The organism is Cytobacillus firmus (genome assembly GCF_023612095.1).
GTDB lineage: Bacteria > Bacillota > Bacilli > Bacillales > Cytobacillaceae > Cytobacillus.
Genome location: NZ_CP086235.1, coordinates 627,121 through 647,285, shown reverse-complemented (window position 1 = coordinate 647,285; position 20,165 = coordinate 627,121). Strand labels below are relative to the sequence as shown.

General features: G+C 44.1%; 16 protein-coding genes and 2 pseudogenes. 5 read left to right on the top strand and 13 right to left on the bottom strand.

Annotated features, from left to right (window positions below; all coding sequences use genetic code 11):
- Nucleotides 1–12: 12 nt before the first annotated feature.
- From LLY41_RS03205 to LLY41_RS03145, 13 genes and pseudogenes are all read right to left on the bottom strand, one after another.
- Nucleotides 13–564, bottom strand: coding sequence for a TRAP transporter small permease (locus LLY41_RS03205; RefSeq protein WP_304586938.1), 552 nt, complete (start codon nucleotides 562–564; stop codon nucleotides 13–15).
- 70 nt (nucleotides 565–634) lie between these two features.
- Nucleotides 635–1,504, bottom strand: coding sequence for a TRAP transporter substrate-binding protein (locus LLY41_RS03200; protein ID WP_304586937.1), 870 nt, complete (start codon nucleotides 1,502–1,504; stop codon nucleotides 635–637).
- 311 nt (nucleotides 1,505–1,815) lie between these two features.
- Entirely contained in the window at nucleotides 1,816–3,081 is a 1,266-nt protein-coding gene (locus LLY41_RS03195; RefSeq protein ID WP_095243441.1) for a TRAP transporter large permease, read from the bottom strand.
- Nucleotides 3,082–3,104: 23 nt separating this feature from the next.
- Complete coding sequence (locus tag LLY41_RS03190; protein ID WP_095243440.1) at nucleotides 3,105–3,638, bottom strand: TRAP transporter small permease; 534 nt, start codon at nucleotides 3,636–3,638, stop codon at nucleotides 3,105–3,107.
- Between the two features lie 66 nt (nucleotides 3,639–3,704).
- Nucleotides 3,705–4,754, bottom strand: coding sequence for a TRAP transporter substrate-binding protein (locus tag LLY41_RS03185; protein WP_095243439.1), 1,050 nt, complete (start codon nucleotides 4,752–4,754; stop codon nucleotides 3,705–3,707).
- Nucleotides 4,755–5,231: 477 nt separating this feature from the next.
- Nucleotides 5,232–6,345 (bottom strand): peptide chain release factor 2 gene (gene prfB / locus LLY41_RS03180; RefSeq protein ID WP_142301765.1). Its coding sequence is split into 2 segments (ribosomal slippage): nucleotides 5,232–6,272 and nucleotides 6,274–6,345, totalling 1,113 coding nucleotides; the frame shifts between segments, so codons are not numbered across the junction.
- Nucleotides 6,346–6,469: 124 nt separating this feature from the next.
- Nucleotides 6,470–8,982, bottom strand: a pseudogene (gene secA / locus LLY41_RS03175) (preprotein translocase subunit SecA).
- Nucleotides 8,983–9,299: 317 nt separating this feature from the next.
- Complete coding sequence (locus LLY41_RS03170; RefSeq protein ID WP_304586936.1) at nucleotides 9,300–10,355, bottom strand: YecA family protein; 1,056 nt, start codon at nucleotides 10,353–10,355, stop codon at nucleotides 9,300–9,302.
- A gap of 160 nt (nucleotides 10,356–10,515) precedes the next feature.
- Entirely contained in the window at nucleotides 10,516–11,355 is an 840-nt protein-coding gene (locus LLY41_RS03165; RefSeq protein ID WP_304586935.1) for a DUF1028 domain-containing protein, read from the bottom strand.
- A gap of 14 nt (nucleotides 11,356–11,369) precedes the next feature.
- Entirely contained in the window at nucleotides 11,370–11,900 is a 531-nt protein-coding gene (locus LLY41_RS03160) for a chromate transporter (protein ID WP_304586934.1), read from the bottom strand.
- Complete coding sequence (locus LLY41_RS03155) at nucleotides 11,897–12,472, bottom strand: chromate transporter (RefSeq protein ID WP_304586933.1); 576 nt, start codon at nucleotides 12,470–12,472, stop codon at nucleotides 11,897–11,899. The genes LLY41_RS03160 and LLY41_RS03155 overlap by 4 nt, the downstream gene beginning before the upstream one ends.
- Before the next feature lie 186 nt (nucleotides 12,473–12,658).
- Nucleotides 12,659–14,268: pseudogene (locus LLY41_RS03150) on the bottom strand (gamma-glutamyltransferase family protein).
- Between the two features lie 132 nt (nucleotides 14,269–14,400).
- Complete coding sequence (locus tag LLY41_RS03145) at nucleotides 14,401–15,381, bottom strand: HD-GYP domain-containing protein (RefSeq protein WP_304586932.1); 981 nt, start codon at nucleotides 15,379–15,381, stop codon at nucleotides 14,401–14,403.
- A gap of 429 nt (nucleotides 15,382–15,810) precedes the next feature.
- Here LLY41_RS03145 and LLY41_RS03140 point away from each other — a divergent pair, with 429 nt between their 5' ends.
- From LLY41_RS03140 to LLY41_RS03120, 5 genes are all read left to right on the top strand, one after another.
- On the top strand, nucleotides 15,811–15,945 hold the full coding sequence (locus LLY41_RS03140; RefSeq protein WP_139325604.1) for an FbpB family small basic protein: 135 nt from the start codon (nucleotides 15,811–15,813) through the stop codon (nucleotides 15,943–15,945).
- 375 nt (nucleotides 15,946–16,320) lie between these two features.
- The gene (locus LLY41_RS03135) at nucleotides 16,321–16,710 is read left to right on the top strand and encodes a sporulation protein (protein ID WP_304586931.1); all 390 of its coding nucleotides are present in this window, start codon (nucleotides 16,321–16,323) and stop codon (nucleotides 16,708–16,710) included.
- A 235-nt stretch (nucleotides 16,711–16,945) separates the two neighbouring features.
- The gene (locus LLY41_RS03130) at nucleotides 16,946–17,224 is read left to right on the top strand and encodes a YkvA family protein (RefSeq protein WP_304586930.1); all 279 of its coding nucleotides are present in this window, start codon (nucleotides 16,946–16,948) and stop codon (nucleotides 17,222–17,224) included.
- 132 nt (nucleotides 17,225–17,356) lie between these two features.
- Nucleotides 17,357–18,331, top strand: coding sequence for a BMP family lipoprotein (locus LLY41_RS03125; RefSeq protein ID WP_304586929.1), 975 nt, complete (start codon nucleotides 17,357–17,359; stop codon nucleotides 18,329–18,331).
- A gap of 12 nt (nucleotides 18,332–18,343) precedes the next feature.
- Nucleotides 18,344–20,005 (top strand): methyl-accepting chemotaxis protein, encoded by a 1,662-nt coding sequence (locus tag LLY41_RS03120; RefSeq protein WP_304586928.1) that lies wholly within the window; start codon nucleotides 18,344–18,346, stop codon nucleotides 20,003–20,005.
- The last annotated feature ends 160 nt before the right edge of the window (nucleotides 20,006–20,165 follow it).

Below are 20,165 nucleotides of genomic sequence, written 5' to 3'. Positions count from 1 at the left end.
TTCCATCCGCCGCTATTTTGCAATGATCTTCTCTTCTTGATCATGGTTAACTTCTGCTAATACGTCGTCTGAGGATTGAATGATCGTAAAGTTTTCAGACTTTCCTCTAATAGCCTTAAAGAGGCTGGCAATAACGATGACCATCATCCAAATACTGGATACAACACCTATTCCATATAAATAAGAAAGAGGCATGCCTGTTGCCGGACCGGTACTGTTCATATTAAGAAGAGTCATTTTCCAGCTTCCCTCCAAGATCAGCCATAGCAGGTAAAGGACTATTGCATTACTGATCAGAAAGGCAACTTTCTGAAGTCCCTTTGGCAAGGCATTGACAACGATATCCACGCCAAGGTGCATTTTATCCTTCAGTGCAGCAATGGCCCCCAGGAAGACCATCCAGACAAAAAAGTAGCGGGACATTTCTTCAGACCAGGTAAGACCTGAATTGAATACATATCTCAAAACAACATTTCCAAAGACGGAGAGGGACATGGCTGCCAGTGAAAAGGCAATCGCAATGTTTAATAGTTTGGTAGAAAAAGAGTTAATTTTGCTAAACACAGCTTACTCCTCCCTGCAATTTAAGCTCGGAGGAATAACAGGGTTATATCCTCCAGGCTTCTTCTTCCTGCTACTCTGCTTCCGCACGGATGCGATCAGCTAAATCCTTCGCCCAATCAAATTCACTGTAAATCTCTTCATACAAAGGCTGTGCTGCTTCTTCCATCTCAGCTGAAAACTCTTCTGAAGGAGCTGTAAACTTTAAGCCATTGTCTTCGAGGAATTTCTTATCTTCTTCATAGCTCTTCTCAAGGAGGTCAAATTCATAATCTGCAGCTTCTTTTGAGGCCTTTTCGATAATTTTCTGCTGCTCTTCCGTCAAACCGTTCCAAAAATTACTGTTGATGATATATAGGTTAGGGCTAAACATATGCTTTGATTCCAGAATGTCGCTTTGCACTTCATACCAGCCTGATGCCCTGACTGTAGCGATTGGATTATCCTGGCCATCAACTACTTTTTGCTCCATCGCTGTGAATACTTCAGAGATTGGGAGAGGAGTCACATTAGCGCCAAGTAATTTTCCCAGTTCAATATAGTTTGGTATATTTGGCATTCTTAAGCGAATTCCGTCAAGATCTTTTAAACTATCAATCGTTTTGTTTGAGGAAATCATTCTAAATCCATTTGCACTCCAGGCAAGAGGCTTTACACCATGTTCAGATTCAAGGTCTTCTGTCAATTCATCACCAATCGGCCCATTCAATACCTTTTTTGCATGGTCGAAATCTTTAAATAAGAATGGCCATTCCGGGGCGGCCATTTTCGGAATATCAGCCTGCATGATCAAACCTGGAATTCCCATTTCGATTGTCCCGTTGCGGACACCATCATAGAATTCTTTCTCGGCCCCCAATGTACTGTTCGGGTAAAGCTGAACTTCCAGCTCGCCGTTGGTTTCTTCTTCTACAATCGTTTTAAACTTTTCTTTCAATGCCACATTTTGGGGATGGTCCTCAGCAAAGTAATGTGCAACTTTGATTACCTTTTTCTTTCCTCCCCATTTTCTCCTCCTGCTTCCTCCCCGCCGCAGCCGGTGAGGATTAAGAAGCTTGCAAGCGCGGTGGCTGCCAATCCAAATAACTTCTTGTTTTTCATCTTCATCTCCCCTTCGTTAGTTTTGCTGCAAATATCTAAAGTTGTTCATTGTCCTATAATATAAAACTGAGTTTTGTAATATACACAAAAAGGAAACAGCTATTCTCTTTATAAAAATGCTGTTTAATATCCGCTGAGCACTGATTTGCCCGTTTATAAGAACAGAAGTGAAATCTGCGGTATGACAATAATGATCAGCAGTGTGACTACCATTGCAAAGAAAAACGGCACAATCGCTTTAGATAGCTGTTCCAGTGTCAGGCCTGAGATCCCAGCACCCACAAACAGGTTTACACCAAGCGGCGGTGTTATAAAACCAATAGCCAGGTTTACGATCATAATAATCCCAAAGTGAATCGGATCGTAGCCTATCTGAAGGGCAACTGGCAGGAGTATTGGCGTTAAGATGATAATCGCTGCAATCGTGTCCATGAAACACCCTACAATTAAGAGCAATAAGGTAATGAGCATCATGATGATAAGCGGCTCGCTCGAAATGGAAATCATGGCTTCAGCGATTTGATTCGGAATTTGTTCAAGTGTCAATAACCGCCCAAATGCTGTAGCCGCTCCAACAATTACAAGCACAGAAGCTGTTGTTAAAGCAGAATCCACAAAAATCTGAGGCAAATCTTTGAATTTCAATTCTCTGTAAACAAAAACACTGACAATTAAACCGAAAACCACCGCAACTACGGCCGCTTCTGTTGGCGTAAAGATACCGCCGTAAATACCACCTAAAATAACAATCGGAATCATGAGAGCCCATTTAGCTTCCCAAAGAGCTGTTAAAATGCCCTTTAAGGTTGTCTTTTGGTCTGATCCAGTATAGCCCATTTTTTTTGAATGAAAGTAAGAATAGATCATTAAGCCAATTCCCACCAAAATTCCCGGGATGATTCCGGCAATAAACATATCTCCAATCGAAACACTGCCGGATACACCATAAATAACCATAGGAATACTTGGCGGAATAATTACGCCAATTGAACCGGCTGATGCAACAACCGCTGTTGCAAAGCGTTTATCATAACCTTTCTGGACCATGGCAGGAATCATAATCCCGCCAATCGCCGCAACAGTTGCAGGTCCTGAACCTGATATCGCTGCAAAAAACATACAGGTTACGATCGTTGCCATAGCAATGCCGCCTGTCTTATTCCCTACCATTGAATCAGCTACATTAAACAGCCGCTTGGATATTCCTCCCTTCCCCATGATTTCACCGGCGATAATAAAGTATGGAACAGCCAGCAGCGGAAAAGAGTCAACTGAGTTGGTTAATTCCTTCATCAGGAATTCAACTGGCATACTGCCGGTATATAAAATGGTGAATAATACGGCTAATCCGATTGCTATTCCTATTGGAACAGTTAAAAATAGAAATGCGGCAAATGAACCAAATAATACCCCCGCCATTCAGAATCTACCCCCTTTAAAATCTAGATCACATTTATATTTTGTTCAGCATCTTTTGGAAGTTCATGAGTTTTATCATAGTTTTTAATCGATATAATATTGCCTATGATATTTTGAATCAATCGGATGCCCGCAAGCCCCATGCCAACAGGTGGAGCAAGATATACAATGCCTGTCGGAATTTGAAGTGCAGGTGTTGTCTGTCCAAACATCAGCAGTTGGGATGCAATTCCGTAACCATAGAACACAACATATACGCAGAATACTAAAAAGAGGATATTAGAGATGAGTGAAAAATAAATTTTCGTTTTATCTTTAAAAAGAATGAGTGCGGCATCCACTTTAATATGGCGATGATGCTTGACAGCATAGCTGATACCGATATAGATCAGCCAGATAAAGCAGTACCGCGCAAGCTCTTCTGACCATGACAGTGAATTTGACATCACATAACGCATAAACACCTGTATAAAAATGACAGAAACCATGATAGCCGATAAAACGAATAGTATGTATTTTTCAAAGTTATCGTCCAGCCATCTTAGTACTTTTATCAAACTGATCGCCTCTCTTCTTCAAAAAGCAGCCGGCCATCGAGCGACAACCGGCTGCTCGTTTCAAATTTATTTTGCCTTATCAATCTCAGCAAGGAACTCGTCTACAATTTCAGCTCCGATTTTATCTTTGTATTTATCAATAACCGGCTTCACAGCTTCCTGGAACTTTTCAAATTCTCCCTCTTTGATTTCTGTAAAAGTCATTTCTTTCTTTAGCGTTTCAAGTGATTCGTCCGCTACTTCACGTGTACGCTCACGGTTAAACTTACCTGCTTCTACTGCTGCTTTCGAGATGATATCCTGTTGTTCTGCAGAAAGCTCTTCCCAAATCTTTTTGCTGAATAAGAAAATGAAAGGTGTGTACACATGATTTGTATTCGAAACATGCTTTTGTACTTCAGGATACTTACTTAACAATATTGTTGGATATGGGTTTTCCTGTCCGTCGATCGTCCCCTGCTGTAAAGCTGTAAATAATTCAGTGAATGCCATTGGAGTTGGGTTAGCACCAAGGGCTTTCCAGGCATCTAAGTGGATTTCATTTTCCATTGTGCGGATCTTCAATCCTTTAACATCCTCCATACCTGCAACAGGTTTTACATCGTTTGTTAAGTTACGGAAACCATTTTCCCACCAGGCTAAACCAACTAATCCCTGCTGATCAACCATTTCAAGCATCTTATCTCCAAAAGGACCATCCAAAACCTTATCTGCCACTTCTTCATTTGGGACCGTGAATGGAAGGTCGAAAACACCATACGCCGGTATAAAGTTTACAAGCGGTGAAGTAGATGGAATGGTCACATCAAGCGTACCGAACTGAAGCATTTCAATTGCTGAACGGTCATCGGCAATCTGGCCGGAATGATAGACTTCCACTGTTAAATCATCTGACTCTGCTTCAACCAGCTCTTTAAATTTCAAGGATGCCTCATATTCCGGATGCTTGTCATTGACCCCAATACTCACTTTGATTGTCCGCTTGCCCCCTTCTCCGCTGGCACTATCGGATCCTTTTTCAGAAGCGCCGGTTGAGTTTGATCCACCTCCGCATGCTGCCAACACCATCGTACTGAACATAAGAATGCTCAAAAATAAAATAGACAATTTCTTCATCAATCTTCCCCCTCAATATTTTTAAAAATGATAGTGACTCTATGTTTGCGCTATCATTGGAAGTTCAAAAAACATATTTAATTTATAAAAACGCTTTCAAAAAACCATTAAATATTTTTAAGTTTATCACTCCTTCAAATCATTTTGTTTTACATTATAAAACTCAGTTCTGTATTCGTGAACATATTTGTATTTTAACGTCAGCTTATTTTATTTGTCAAACTATTTTTTATATTCAAAAATGGTCGTGAAATTTAAACTATTTCAATAAAATGATTGGAGTTTATGATGCTATGAAGTATTAAAGGGGGAAAGGATTTAATGATATGCTGACAAAACATTTTCAGTAAAAATTTTTCTGCATTTTTTATCAGGCTGGAGACCGGGGAGGCAGGATGTAGAGATTTTATATTTTGATTCTGCACAAAAAAGCCAATGCCGGTCTCTCTGCCGGCATTGGCTTCTTATCTCCTAATATTAATCCTGAGGCAAAATCAATTTTGACCGCAAGTATGCGTTAATAAACGTATCCAGGTCTCCGTCCATAACTCCCTGGACATTACCTGACTCCGTGTTGGTGCGGTGGTCTTTCACCATTGAATACGGGTGGAAAACATAGGAACGGATCTGGCTTCCCCAGCCGATATCTTTTTGCTCACCGCGGATTTCAGCCAATTCAGCTTCCTGCTCCTCGATTTTCTTCTGGTAGAGCTTGGCTTTAAGCATTTTCATGGCATGTTCGCGGTTTTTGATCTGGGAACGCTCTGTCTGGCAGGTTACCACGACATTTGTCGGCAAGTGGGTGATACGGACAGCAGAGTCAGTTGTGTTGATATGCTGACCGCCGGCGCCGCTTGCACGGTATGTGTCGATTTTGAGATCTTCGGTACGGATATCAATTTCAATTTCATCATTGAATTCCGGCATCACTTCACAGGAAACGAATGAAGTATGGCGGCGTCCTGATGAATCAAATGGTGAGATCCTGACAAGGCGGTGCACGCCTTTTTCTGCTTTCAAGTATCCATAAGCATTATGTCCCTTGATGCTAAGCGTAACACTCTTGATCCCCGCTTCATCTCCCGGCAGGTAATCAAGCGTTTCCACCTTGAAGCCTTTCTTTTCAGCCCAGCGTGTGTACATGCGAAGCAGCATACTGCCCCAGTCCTGTGATTCAGTTCCGCCTGCACCCGGATGCAGTTCAAGAATGGCATTGTTTTTATCATATTCTTCGCTTAAAAGAAGCTGAAGCTCAAAGTCGTTCAGACGCTTTACCAGGTCCTTAAGCTCTTCCTCTAGATCGGCCTGCAATTCTGCGTCGCTCTCTTCTTTTACGAGTTCATAAGTTAATTCCAGATTCTCAAATACTTCGTATAAATCGTGGAATTCAACTACCTGGTCTTTTAGTGAGTTTGATTCGCTGATTACAACCTGTGCTGCCTGCTGGTCATCCCAGAATCCAGGCTGCAGCATGACATCGTCAAGCTCAGCGATGCGTGCCTCTTTGTTTTCTAAGTCAAAGAGACCCCCTAAAGTCCGCTAAAATCTTAGCTGTTTTTTCAAGTTCATTGCGAATATCTGCTAATTCCATTTTGGTCACCTCGAAAATTATTTTTACCCATTATAGGGTGATTATCTGTAAAAGCCTATATCAGCATATGCCTACAAGCTTTTTCCAAAGAGAGAAGCCGGCAAAGCTGTTGCCGGCTCTCTTTTTATTTCTCTGCACCACAGCAGTTTTTATATTTCTTGCCGCTGCCGCAGATGCATTGGTCGTTGCGTCCGACGTCCATCTGCTTGACGACAGGTTTTTTCTTAACCTTTTCACCGTCTTCTTTCGGGTTGACGGCCTGGCCTTTGGCCACTTCCTCGCGCTCGAGGTTGTTGCGGATTTCGGCTTTCATGATGTATTTAGCCACATCTTCTTCGATGGAAGCAATCATGTTTTCAAACATCGCAAAGCCTTCTCCCTGATACTCACGGAGTGGATCGGTCTGGCCATACGCACGCAGATGGATTCCCTGGCGAAGCTGATCCATTGCGTCGATGTGATCCATCCACTTGGAGTCAACGGCACGAAGCACGATAACTTTCTCAAATTCACGCATTTGCTCAGGGCTAAGCATTTCTTCTTTTTCATTATAGCGTTCTTTAACCTTGGCAAAAATGGTTTCGGCGATTTCCTCCGTATCCTTGCCGCGGATGTCATTTACAGTAAGGTCGCCTTCATTCAGAAGGTTCCCATTAACATAGTCAATGATACCCTGCAGGTTCCAGTTTTCCTCATCTTCATGTCCAGGTGCATATCCTTCCACATTGCGCTGGATGCTGGTCATGATCATTTTTTCAACGATCTCTCTCAAGTTCTCAGACTCTAGAACTTCGTTTCGCTGACCATAAAGAATCTCACGCTGCTGGCGAAGAACATCGTCGTAAGAAAGAAGCTGCTTACGGGCATCGAAGTTATTGCCCTCAACGCGTTTTTGCGCAGATTCAACGGCTCTTGAAACCATTTTACTCTGGATTGGCTGAGTGTCATCCATTCCAAGACGTTCCATCATCGATTTCATATTGTCAGAACCGAAACGGCGCATCAATTCATCTTCCATGGAAAGGTAGAATTGCGTGACACCAGGGTCTCCCTGACGTCCGGAACGTCCGCGGAGCTGGTTATCAATACGTCTGCTTTCATGACGCTCTGTACCAATAACGCAAAGACCGCCAATTTCCTTTACACCTTCACCTAGCTTGATATCCGTACCGCGACCTGCCATGTTCGTGGCAATCGTTACAGCACCCTGCTTACCGGCATCAAGGATGATTTCCGCTTCACGGCCGTGGTTCTTCGCATTTAGGACGTTATGCGGAACACCTTTTTTGCTCAGGTATTTAGAGATGATTTCAGATGTTTCGATCGCCACTGTACCAACGAGTACAGGCTGTCCTTTTTTATGGCGCTCGGCGATATCTTCTACGACCGCACGGAATTTGCCATCCATTGTGGCATAAATCAAATCTGCTCTGTCATCACGGGCGATCGGACGGTTTGTCGGAATCACCACAACGTTCATATTGTAGATATTGCGGAATTCCTCTTCTTCCGTTTTCGCCGTACCAGTCATACCGGCAAGCTTTTCGTACATACGGAAATAGTTCTGGAATGTAATCGTTGCAAGGGTCATGCTTTCGTTCTGGATTTCAAGCCCTTCCTTCGCTTCGATAGCCTGGTGAAGCCCATCACTGTAACGGCGGCCCTTCATCAGACGGCCTGTAAATTGGTCAACGATGACGATCTCATCGTCCTGAACGACATAATCAACATCCAGGTGCATGCTGGAATTTGCCTTTAGTGCCTGTGTAATATGGTGGTTAAGTGCAACATGGGAAATGTCGAAAAGGTTATCGATTCCAAAAGCCTTCTCTGCTTTCGTCATCCCTTCTTCAGTCAGCTGCACGCCTTTTGTTTTTTCATCAAACGTAAAATCTTCATCTTTTTTCAGGCGGCTGACAAACGCATTGGCCTGAATATAAAGCTGTGTAGACTTTTGAGCTGAGCCGGAAATGATCAGCGGTGTACGCGCTTCGTCAATAAGGATGGAGTCAACTTCATCGATTACGGCATAGTGAAGAGGACGCTGAACCTTCTGCTCTTTGTAAAGAACCATGTTATCGCGAAGGTAATCAAACCCAAGCTCATTGTTTGTGCTATATGTGATATCAGCCGCATAGGCAGCCTGCTTTTCTTCTTTGGAAAGTCCGTTTAAGTTAAGGCCAACAGTCAGGCCAAGGAATTCGTAGAGCTGACCCATTTCAGTGGCGTCACGGCTTGCGAGGTATTCGTTGACCGTTACAACGTGCACGCCTTTTCCAGTTAAGGCATTAAGGTAAACCGGCATAGTTGCAGTCAGAGTTTTACCTTCACCCGTTTTCATCTCGGAAATGTTTCCGTCATGAAGGGAAATCCCCCCATTAACTGAACCGGATATGGGTATAAACCAAGAACGCGCTTCGCTGCTTCACGGACAACCGCAAAGGCTTCAGTCAGAAGATTATCAACAGTTTCGCCCTTTTGATAGCGGGCTTTGAATTCTTCCGTTTTCTCGCGCAGCTGCTCGTCCGATAATTTTTCCATATCAGATGCAAGAGCATCGATTTCTTCTGCCATTTTGGTAAGGCGTTTTAGTTCGCGTTTATTTTGATCAAACACTTTATTTAAAATCCCAAGCATTAAAAACGCTCCTTTATGTTGGATATAACAGCTCTTTATTCAGGGCTGGACATATCTGATTTCATAGTTAATATCATTGCACAGGTAGTAATAGATTCGCTATTTCCCGGCAGAATCCTCCTATGAAAATTCACATTATTTCTTATTAATATTACCACTTTGGGAAGGGGGTGACAACTTATGCCGCATTTGGGGTTAATCGAGGGCGTTAGTTTGATGATAGGGGTGTTGGTTTCGGTTCGGCGGCTGGGTGGCTTATTATGGGGGTTTGAGTTTGGGTTTATAAATAAAAACAGAGAGCAGCGATGCTCTCCATTTTACGAATTCGACGATTCTATCAGTTCTATAATGGTTTTCTCTACTGCGTCGTAAATCTCGCCATAATAATTGGAAACCCGGTTGGCATTGATGCCGTATAACTCTCCGAATTCTTTCTGAGTGAGATTTTCCTTTACAGGAGCTATGGTGCTAACAAGGTATCGAAGGCCCGCAACATAGTTATCAGGCTTTTTAACCTGTTTGCCGGTTTTCTTGAGGTACTCCATCCAAAGTGAAATTCCCATGCCGATCAGCCATGGCTCTTCATCAGCTTTAATCATGTCGTCCCGGAACATTTCAGCAACCTGTTCTGCACCCTTGGTAGGCCAATCGAAATTGTCCATATTTGGACCAACTGATGATTTTGGCGTGTCATTCATAAGGTCAATGAGGAATTCAGCCAAGTATTCTTCCGGATTCTCATATCCAGATTCTTCGAAGGAATACTGGATGTAGTCTGCAAACTGCGCAGAGTTCTCTCCCGGCAGGTCAAATATAGCAGGAAATGCCACATACTCTTCTCCATAAGGAAGCAGCATAGCAAAGGCAAAGTTCCCTTCCTTAACGTCCATATCACCAAATATAGAGACATTGTAAACCTTCCCGGTCAGACAATCCTCGATAACTGCTTTGTCTTCAGTCACTTCAATTAATTTTCCAGCTGCAGCTTTACTGTCCTCCCACGATTTCAAAATGTTTTTTAAGCGGGGGCGCGTGACGGCTGGCAGCTTAGAATGAATGAACTCATCCATGATGGAGTCCATATCTTCCAACGTTCCAAAAAGAACGTACCAGAAAGAGTGCACAAATTCATAAAACTCTTTTTCCTGCGGTTCAATGTCTTCAAGTATATCCAGAAGGTCCTTGAAATCCTCTTTCATGTCTTCCGCAAAATGAGTAAGTGCAAAGACCCTTGCTTCCTTTTGAAGCTCAATAACTTCGTGATTCAATACATCCTTAATCGAAACGGCATCCCTGCTGCCGCAGCATTTTTTATATTTTTTTCCGCTCCCGCATGGGCACGGTTCGTTTCTGCTTACTTTTACTGTTGACATCTTCTAAATCTCTCCTACCAAATTCGTTTAACTATACTATCCTAACATTTATCAGCCGTTTAGGCATTAATCAAGAGGATTTTAACATTTGGCAGGTTAAGGAAGCTTAAATTCCAGCTAATCTGAACCCAAAGAAAAAACGAAGAGCTCCCTCTCCGTTTCAAAGTTTTTTCATATACACCAAAACATCCAAGTCAATCTTCCCCGCTTCCTGCTCGCGGACTTCGAAGTTTTCGGTATGAATAAAGGCAGTCAATGCTTTCAATAGCTGTTCATCACCCTGACCAGCCTTTAAATAATCGAGCCGAGTTAATTCGCGAACAAGTTCCTCTTTTATCTCACCTTCAATGGCCGTAATCCGTTCAGCCTTTGACGGTGCAAAATAGAGCTGCTGCAGATGATAAATCCGAATCAGCTCGGTAATCGGCTCGGAATGGTCGTCGACCCTTAAGTCTATGTAGCGGTCGTTAAATCCTCCGTATCCGCCAGCTTCTTTCACAACAAGAAGGGCTGCGGATTGCTGGCCGCGGCTGTCACCGCCGGCTGCCTGGCCTGAATTCAAGGCGGCGAGCAGGCGCTCAGCCAGAGTGCCGTCTGTTGAGATAAACGTCTGGCCCATTGCCTCAACCGTTTTTTCATCCACAAGGATATTGCCCTGCGCGGCAAAGTGAGGACCTATCATGCCTCCAGCCCAATTATAGCAGCCTTCTCCTGTGAACGTTGCCGGATTTCCCATGCTATCCAGCAGTCCGACCTGGCGGAGCTCTTTTTCAGGATCATCTTTAGTAATGATTTCAAGTGTTTCCTCGGCAGTTTTCCCCTCTTCCATCATTTGCAACGCACGCGGTCCATATGAAGTATTGGCGTATGACTGAGTCGCAACCGCTCCAATACCTGCTTTTGCAAAAGGCACTACTGCACCGACTCCAAGAAATTTCGATTGAACCGCAATTCCCCATTCTTTTTCCTTCGGATCGTATCCCACGATGGAAAATGTCATAAAAAACCCTCCCCCTATCCTAAAACAAGTCCTCCGTATACAAGCGCTCCGGCGATCACATAAGCCGGATGGACTTTAAGCCTTTCCATGAGGAAGAAGCTAAGCAGTCCGATGAAAAGTGTCTGCCAGATGCCGGCACCTTCATATGCTGAAAATAAGAAATCGTACGTCATGATACCAAGCAGAACAGCGATAACCGGCCGGATATAAGTAGTCATTCGTTTGACGCGCGGCGATTCCTTATATTTCATCAGAAGTCCGAGCAGGGTAATCATCAGGACCAGGGATGGAGCTACAGTGGCGAATACCCCCACGATGGCCCCGAGGATTCCTCCCTGTTCATATCCGATATAACCGGCCATTTTTGTGGCAATCGGACCGGGCAGTGCATTAGCCATTGCCAGCATTTCACTGAATTCATTTGTGGTGAGCCATTCATAATTGTCGACCACTTCATTCTCAACCAGCGGAATGGATGCCGGTCCCCCGCCGTATCCGAGAATCCCCGGAATGAAGAATGCCAAGAAGATCTGAACGTAAATCATGCGAGATTCCTCTCCTTTTTTGCTTCATTTTTATCCGCTTTATCATTTTTCAGGAGAGCCGCTGTCAGCAAAACAAAAATGATAATCGCAGGATGAATATTAACGAATTCAAGAAGAACTAAGCTTACGCCTACAAAAAGGAGTGTCCAGCCCCATCCCAGAGATGATTTCGAGGACTTTTTAACAAAATCCCAAGTAAGTTTTGCCAGCATCACAGCCACAACTGGAACGACTGCCTTTGTCATGCCTGCTACCCATGGCTGGTCTTTGAATGTATTTAATGCGGTAAGAAGAATAATCATAAGGACAATTGTTGGTACCATTGTTGCTGCAAGTGCAGTGACCATGCCAAGAAATCCGCCAACACGATAGCCGATATAGCCGGCCATTTTTGTGGCAATCGGGCCTGGGAGTGCGTTCCCGAGAGCCAGCACATCGCCGAATTCATCCGTATCCATCCATTTATATTTATCAACAACCTCTTTATGGACAAGCGGAATCGACGACGGGCCTCCGCCATAACCGAGGATGCCTACTCTAAAAAAAGCCATAAAGATGTCAAGCTGCTTCATGATGCCTCCACCTCTTTCGTTGTTATCATCGGTACCAGGTACCTATACCACTACTAGACCAGTTGGGTAACACTGCCTCCGTCTCCGCAAAAAGCAGATGAAGGAGCGGCTTTTGTGTGGTCCGCTCCCCTATACCTTTTATATGGTTATTTTACTCTTATATGCGTGCTGCTTCCTCACTTTTTATTACCAGGCAGCGATTGATCCGTCCGTTCGCGGTTCGGTTCCGCCCATGAGCACGCCTGTTTTCGGGTCACGCCAGATAATCTGGCCGCGGCCGAATCCGCCGGTATCAACGGTTACCTCAATTTGGTGGCCTTTGCGCACTAAAGCTTGGGCAATATGATTAGGGAAATGCGGCTCCACCTGGACCTTATTCCCTTCAACCCACTGCCATCTTGGCGCATCAAGTGCTGCCTGCGGGTTCAAGTGGAAATCTACTGTATTCATGACCACCTGCATATGACCCTGGGGCTGCATATAGCCGCCCATCACACCGAAAGGTCCAACGGCTTTTCCGTCTTTTGTCAGGAATCCAGGAATAATCGTGTGATATGTTTTCTTGCCCGGCTTCAGTGCATTATGGTGCTCCGGATCAAGAGAGAAGTCATGTCCGCGGTTCTGGAGGGCAATTCCCGTTCCAGGAACGACAAGCCCTGAGCCAAAGCCCATATAATTGCTTTGAATGAAGGAAACCATATTCCCTTCGCTGTCTGCAGTCGCCAGATACACAGTACCTCCGCGCGGCGGCTGGTATGGCTCAGGTGTTACGGCTTTCTCGCCAATTTCGTTGCGGCGGGATTTGCCGTACTCCTCCGAGAGCAGTTCTTCAACAGTCACTTTCATTTCAGCAGGATCTGTAATAAATGCCTTGCCGTCTGTGAAAGCTAACTTCATCGCTTCGATTTGTTTGTGATAGGTATCCACCGTATCTTTATCACCAAATTCGAAGCCTTTGGCAATGTTTAACCCTAAGAGAGCTACAAGCCCCTGGCCGTTCGGCGGGATTTCCCAAACATCATAGCCTCGGTAGTTTACTTTGATGGGATCTACCCATTCCGCCTTGTAATCAGCGAGGTCTTCTTTTGATAAAAAAGCATTGTATTTTTTTGAAAAAGCATCGATTTTATCAGCGATCTCCCCGCGGTAAAAGCTTTCGCCGTCTGTTTCGCCAATGGCTCTTAAAGTGGCTGCATGGCCTTCAGAACGCCAGACCTCGCCAATTTCAGGAGCCCGTCCGTCCGGAGCAAAGGTTTCAAACCAATGCTGGAATTCATCGTCCGTCAGAGTCTGTTTGAATTTTTTATACGCATACTGCCAGTACTTGCCGAGGATCGGTGTTAACGGATAGCCTTTTTCCGCATAATCAATAGCGGGCTGAAGGACTTCTTTTAACGGAAGCCTGCCGAATCGCTTGGAAAGCTCAGCCCATGCGGATGGAGCACCAGGCACCGTAACCGGCATCCAGCCGTGTGTCGGCATTTTCTCGTAGCCTCTTTCCTTTAGAGCTTCTATTGATATGGACTTTGGTGCAGGGCCGCTTGCATTCAAACCATGCAGTTCCCCTTTCGTCCAGACGAGGGCAAATGCGTCGCCCCGATTCCGTTGGATGTCGGTTCAACCACAGTTAAAGCTGCTGCTGTGGCGATTGCTGCATCAATGGCATTTCCGCCTTTTTTCATGACATCTAATCCAGCCTGTGCCGCCAGCGGCTGAGACGTTGCGACCATGCCGTTGTTTGCCATGACGGTTGTTCGCTGGGATGGGTATGGGTGGTGTTGGAAATCAAAATTCATGGAGTTCACCTCTGTATTAAAGTGTTAAAATAGTTAATTCTGATTATAACAAATTATATAAAAATTATGTTGGTATTTATTTCGAAAAACTAAATGAAAAAACACCTCATAATAATAGAGGTGCTCCATTCATTACCCGACCAGGATTTCTTTAATCACAATCGACGGGCTCACGGCCAGATCGATTTCCCGCTGATCCTCCAGCAGACGGATGACCGGTCTGTGGAAATGCTGTTTGATTTTTGTCACAATGGCCTTCTGCTCGTTATGAAGAATCACTTTCGTTCCCGGATAGTAGGAAGGAATGCTATTGACAAAGGCTTCAATAACCTTTCCTTTATACTCCGTTTCATATTTGGTCATAATCAATTCCAGCGCTTCATGCGGAAGCATCTTGTCGATTGAAATCAAATTTTCGTATAAACTGGCCACAGCACAAACCTGCGGAAGCTCAAGGATGTCATCTCCTGCCAGGCCTCTCGGATAGCCTTTTCCATTCATAAGCTCGTGGTGCTGATATGCAATATGGGCCGACAGCAAGCTGATTTCCCGCTGGTTTTTAATGAGTTCGAAACCCTTTTGCGGATGCTCCTCGTCCTCTTCAGATACTGCTTTTCCAATATCATGCAATAGGGAGCCGATGCCAAGGTCCCGAAGCTGCGACTGTGTATATTTCAATTTTTTAGCCGTCTGGATGGCAAGCAGAGCCACATTGACGGAATGGGCATAGCTTTTTAATTCAGGGGGAACAGATGAGGATGGGACCAGGACGATGGTCTTTCGTTTTGTGACTTCGCCAATCATTTGAGCCACTGATTTTTGGAGCTCTGCCACATTTAACATTTGCTTTTTAGCTGCCAGATCAAATGCCTTCTGCACGACAGTAATTGTATCCATCCAGGTAGGCATATCAATCATTTCATCCATTGAAATGCCTTCTGATTCAGCATCCTTTACAATCAGCGTAGTGATTCCCATATCCTCTATTCTTTCCAGAATGGCCGGGTGAATGGCACGCCCTTCTGCCAGCAAAACTCTCTTCATCCTGTCATATATAGGCCTGGCCAGTTGCATTGTCTCCGGATTGTATTGTGTAATATCGATCATTTGCATCCGTCATCTTCCTTTCTTTCAGCAGCCTGATATTAATACTGTACCCATTTCCATCACCATCTGTCTATGAAGGTTCAAACAGGATAAGCGGAGTTAAGCACATCTTGCATTCCATTTTCGACAGTACAAGCCAAATTCCTGACTTTTAACAACCTCTCAGGAATACAGGATTTCAGCCGCCTTATACTCCTTTTAGAGCTAAAAAAACGCATCACAGGCAGGAATTTCGACATTTGAGGACAATCCCATTGGCAAAAAGGGTCTTTAGGACTATGATTAAAGAAATAAAAAATTATTTAAATTTTCAGATTTAAGGAATCAGGGACTCCCCCTCCCTGATTCCTGATCCCTTTTGGGTGTTCATATATTAACATAGATGCAGCGTTTCTGGTCCCTCTGCCCAAAAAACTGTACATGGAGGAATGGAAGATGAAAAAGAAAATCAGATACTCACTGGATGAACTAATTAAACGCAATAAAGAAGAGCTGCTGCGGGATAAATTAAAGCTGGAGAAGATTGAAGAAAGACTTGACGAACGCCATCTGAAGGCTCATCAGGCATAAAAATGATTGACAGCGGCTTAAGAATCCACTATGATATAGCTATAAATTAAATAGTTTCTCCTAAAGGGGAGTAGCTTTTACAGCAGAGTCGTCATTACGGAGCACACGCTCTCGGCTTTGTTGGCAATTTTAACAATTGTTAGCAAGACCTTTACCAATTTGGTAGAGGTCTTTATTTATGGGCCTTTACCACCGCGGTAAAGGCCCTTTTTATATACGAGCCCGCACCGCGACACGTTTTACTTTATAAAATGGAGGAATAGGTAGAGAGAAAAATTCTTGAAACTTTATCGTGTTTTCCACGTAAAGTAAGAAACATCAAAATTGTGGTGTGAGCGAGCAGCTCCCCCTATAAAATTAGAGGAGAGATCTTTGTTGATTTTACGAAAATACATGTCAATGCTTGGAATAGGCTCTGCAAAAATTGATCTGCAGCTGCCAAAGCTTCAATATACGCCAGGGGAAAATGTGAGCGGAATCTTCCTGATTGAAGGAGGAACGATTGAACAGCAAATTAAGCGGATTGAGTGTGATCTGGTCATGACATCGCCTGAGAATGAGAAGGAGGAAGTGATCGGGACAGCGACCATTCTGTCCACCAAAGTCATTGAATCAGAAGAAACCAACAAAATGGACTTTAACTTCCAGCTGCCTGAAGACATTCTCTGCTCTGCACCTGACCGGATTTTTCAATTCAAAACAAGGCTAATTTTTAACGAAGGCGTCAAAAGCGCTGATCTGGATAAAATTACGATTATTCGATAACCAGTCCTAAGGAGGAAAAAACGAGTGTAAACGATCCCCTCTTAACCTATTTAAATTATAAAAAGAGGAGATTCATACCTAATTGAACACTTTGCAAAAGTGGCTAATTCTATTTACGTTTTGAAGCATACTTGAAACAAGCTATCTATCAGCTGCCACACTTGAAGTGAAAAACCCGCCGCGCGTTCAGGTGGCAGCTTCCATTCAGCGAATGAACTAGAAAAAGGTGAACCTAATGAAGTTTCTCAAACGCATCAAATTTGTATTTAAATTTTGGAAGTTCCTGCCCTTTCTGAAAGAATATTTTCTATCACGGGAGGTATCGGCCGGTAAAAAGCTCTTCCCTGTAGCGGCCGGCCTTCTTTATATCATTCTGCCGCTCGATCTTGTTCCTGACTTTCTGTCGATCTTCGGCTTTACGGATGATATTGTGATTACATCGTTTGTCCTTCAGCAAATGGTGAAGATGGCTCCGGAGTCTTTGAAGGAAAAATATAAAGTTCTGGAGGAATGATATTGAGGCCTGTGCAAATGCAGGCTTTTTTATTTTGCCAACTTTTCATCGTGAGGTCTGACTTCAGACTTAAAACATCCTCCTTTCTGCCGATATTATGTAAGGCGAAATATAATAACATGGAGGTCTATCTTGAAAAAACTATTACTCTTCCTGCTGATGTTCAGTTTACTTTTGGCAGCCTGCTCTGCCTCTGAACAAAGCACAAACCAACATAAAGAATATAAAATTGGCATTCTCTTATCGGACACTGGACTTGGAGATGAGTCTTTTAACGACTCTGCATTCCGTGGCCTGGAAAAAGCCCGTGATGAGCTGGGCATTCTGTTTGATTACAAAGAAGCGCCTGACGGGAATTTTGAAAAGCCGCTTGAAGAGCTGGTCAAAGAAGATCATGACCTGATCATCGGACTGGGTTTCACAGCACAGGAAGCACTTGAAAAAACGGCGGAAAAATATCCTGACAAGCAATTTTTGCTGATTGATGCTGTTTCCGAGCTTGATAATGTGGTCTCACTTACGTTTAAGGAGCATGAAGGCAGCTTCCTTGTCGGAATGCTCGCTGCCATGACAAGCAAAACAGGCAAACTGGGATTTATCGGCGGCGTTGATGTCCCCGTCATCCACCATTTTGAAAATGGATTTGTGCAAGGAGCAAAGCATTTCAATCCGAAAATAGAAGTATTAAGTGAATATGCCGGAGATTTTGGAAACGCCGCTCTCGGCGGGAAAATTGCTGACAAACAAATTGCTGCAGGTGCCGACTTTATCTACCCTGCTGCCGGATTCACCGGTTTTGGCGCACTGAAAAAAGCCGAAGAAAAAGGCGTGCTTGCAGGCGGTGTCGATTCCGATCAGTATTTTGTTGCAGAAAAAGCCGTTGCCACATCTATGGTCAAAAACATTGACATTGCTGTATTTAACCTGGCTAAGGAATTGACGGAAAACGGAAAAATCGAAGCTTCCTCATATGAATGGGGACTGGCAGAAAACGGTGTCGGCCTTTCTGAGATTCGCGTAATTTCCTTAACAGAGGAACAGAAAGCTGCATTAAAAAAAGCAACCGAAGACATAATCGCTGGAAAAATCACAGTAAAAGCTGAATAAAGGAGTTCCAAAATGACATTACGAAAACGCCTCATTATTGTCACGCTGATCCCGCTCGCACTCTCGGTCAGCATGATTGGCTTTATCATATACCAAACACTGAACATACAAAGCTCCGCTAAAGATGATGTGGAACTTCTGCTGAAAGTGAAGGACCTGGAGCAAAGCCTGGTGGTGACAAGCCAGTCGCTTGCCAATTACACATACAATTCAAGTGACGCCAACAAGGACCAAGCACTCACCATGATGACAGAGGTCCAGGAAAACCTGGCTTCCCTCTCTTCGGTTGCCACAGTACCCGAGCATAAGAAAATCATCGGCAGCATTGAAGGAAAGTATGCAGAGCTATCGAAAGTTTCAACTGAAGCCTTCAACAAGGGAAACAAAGCGGAAATCAAGCGCCAGAGCATACGGATTTCCGGCATATTAAATGATATGCACCTTTTAAAGAAGCGCACAAATGAATGGTATGAAGGCATTCTTCAGGAAACCAGCCAGAAAATCGCCTTTATCACGAATTCTTCCCTCATAGGAAGCGCGTTGCTTATTCTTTTATCAGCTGTCTTCTCATGGATGGCTGCCCGAGGAATTACAAAGCCAATCAATGCGATTGTGGAAAAAGCAGAGAAAATTTCAGAGGGCGATTTAACAGCAGATTTATCACAGCTCATCTTTAAAGAGAATAGCCGCTATGAAGTGGATAAACTAACGGAAGCCTTCTCAAAAATGGTGTTGAACCTAAAAGGAACCGTGCAATCCATAGAAGAGGTCAGCCAGAATGTAAAAGGATTTGCCGGGGATGTGGCTTCCTATATGCACAGCTTAAATGAAAGCAGCAGCCAGGTGGCCGTTTCAACCGACGAATTGGCGAGAGGCAGCCAGGCCATTTCTGAAGACGTTCAGGCAACTGCCGAGTTAATGAGCGTGATGGGTGAGCAATTTTCAGCTGTCCATCAGTCGAGTGCCGAAAGTGCTGTGCAAAGCACACAGGCATTGGAATCAGTTCACCATGGCAGAGTGTCTCTAGAAAAACAAATGAAACTTGCGGACGAGATCTCAAGTTCGTCTAACCATATTAGAAATTCAGTCAGTGAATTTGCCCAGTTCACCAAGGAAATTGAAGGGGCAGCTAACACGGTGAAAGATATTGCGGATCAAACCAATCTGCTGGCATTAAATGCAGCAATTGAAGCAGCCCGTGCCGGTGAAGCAGGTAAAGGATTTGCGGTTGTGGCAGAAGAAGTACGGAAACTCGCCGATTCTTCTTCCAAAGCAACCGATCTGATCGCCTCAATGGTCAGCAATATTCAAAATGGAATCAGCAATATTTACAATGCCACTGAGCAGGGACATGCCCTTTCAAAAGAGCAATCCCAGTCGATGAGCGAGACGGAACAGGTCTTTGAATCCATTTCTGAACATGTTTCCGGCATTCACAGCCATTTGGAAAAACTAGTTGAAGATATGAAGAGCTCCAGTGAGATGAGTCAGCAGGTTATAAGCGCTGTGGAAAACATTTCGGCGGTAACCGAGGAAACAGCTGCCGGGACTGAGGAAATCTCCGCTTCTACCGAAGAGCAGCTTCGCGCGTTTGAGCAGGTTATGGTGAAAGTGGAGCAGCTGAAGGAAATGACTGATGTGATGGAGAGGGAATTGGAGAAGTTTACGGTTTAGACGGGGTTTTGGCAGTGTCGTTTTAGGTGAAGATGTGAACGATGCAAATAGACCCGGAAAACCTGCAAATAGTAGAGCGATTCTCGCAAATAGAGCTTGATATCTGCAAATAGAACGGCAAATTTGCAAATAGCAGGCCCATTCCTGCAAATAGCCCAAC

Excerpts from the sequence above, each read along its gene's own strand:
- LLY41_RS03170 (WP_304586936.1), bottom strand. The coding sequence starts at position 10,355 with ATGTCAACAGTAAAAGTAAGCAGAAACGAACCGTGCCCATGCGGGAGC.
- LLY41_RS03195 (WP_095243441.1), bottom strand. The coding sequence starts at position 3,081 with ATGGCGGGGGTATTATTTGGTTCATTTGCCGCATTTCTATTTTTAACT.
- LLY41_RS03120 (WP_304586928.1), top strand. The coding sequence starts at position 18,344 with ATGACATTACGAAAACGCCTCATTATTGTCACGCTGATCCCGCTCGCA.
- LLY41_RS03145 (WP_304586932.1), bottom strand. The coding sequence starts at position 15,381 with ATGCAAATGATCGATATTACACAATACAATCCGGAGACAATGCAACTG.
- LLY41_RS03130 (WP_304586930.1), top strand. The coding sequence starts at position 16,946 with ATGAAGTTTCTCAAACGCATCAAATTTGTATTTAAATTTTGGAAGTTC.
- LLY41_RS03140 (WP_139325604.1), top strand. The coding sequence starts at position 15,811 with ATGAAAAAGAAAATCAGATACTCACTGGATGAACTAATTAAACGCAAT.
- LLY41_RS03165 (WP_304586935.1), bottom strand. The coding sequence starts at position 11,355 with ATGACATTTTCCATCGTGGGATACGATCCGAAGGAAAAAGAATGGGGA.
- LLY41_RS03155 (WP_304586933.1), bottom strand. The coding sequence starts at position 12,472 with ATGAAGCAGCTTGACATCTTTATGGCTTTTTTTAGAGTAGGCATCCTC.
- LLY41_RS03160 (WP_304586934.1), bottom strand. The coding sequence starts at position 11,900 with ATGATTTACGTTCAGATCTTCTTGGCATTCTTCATTCCGGGGATTCTC.
- LLY41_RS03185 (WP_095243439.1), bottom strand. The coding sequence starts at position 4,754 with ATGAAGAAATTGTCTATTTTATTTTTGAGCATTCTTATGTTCAGTACG.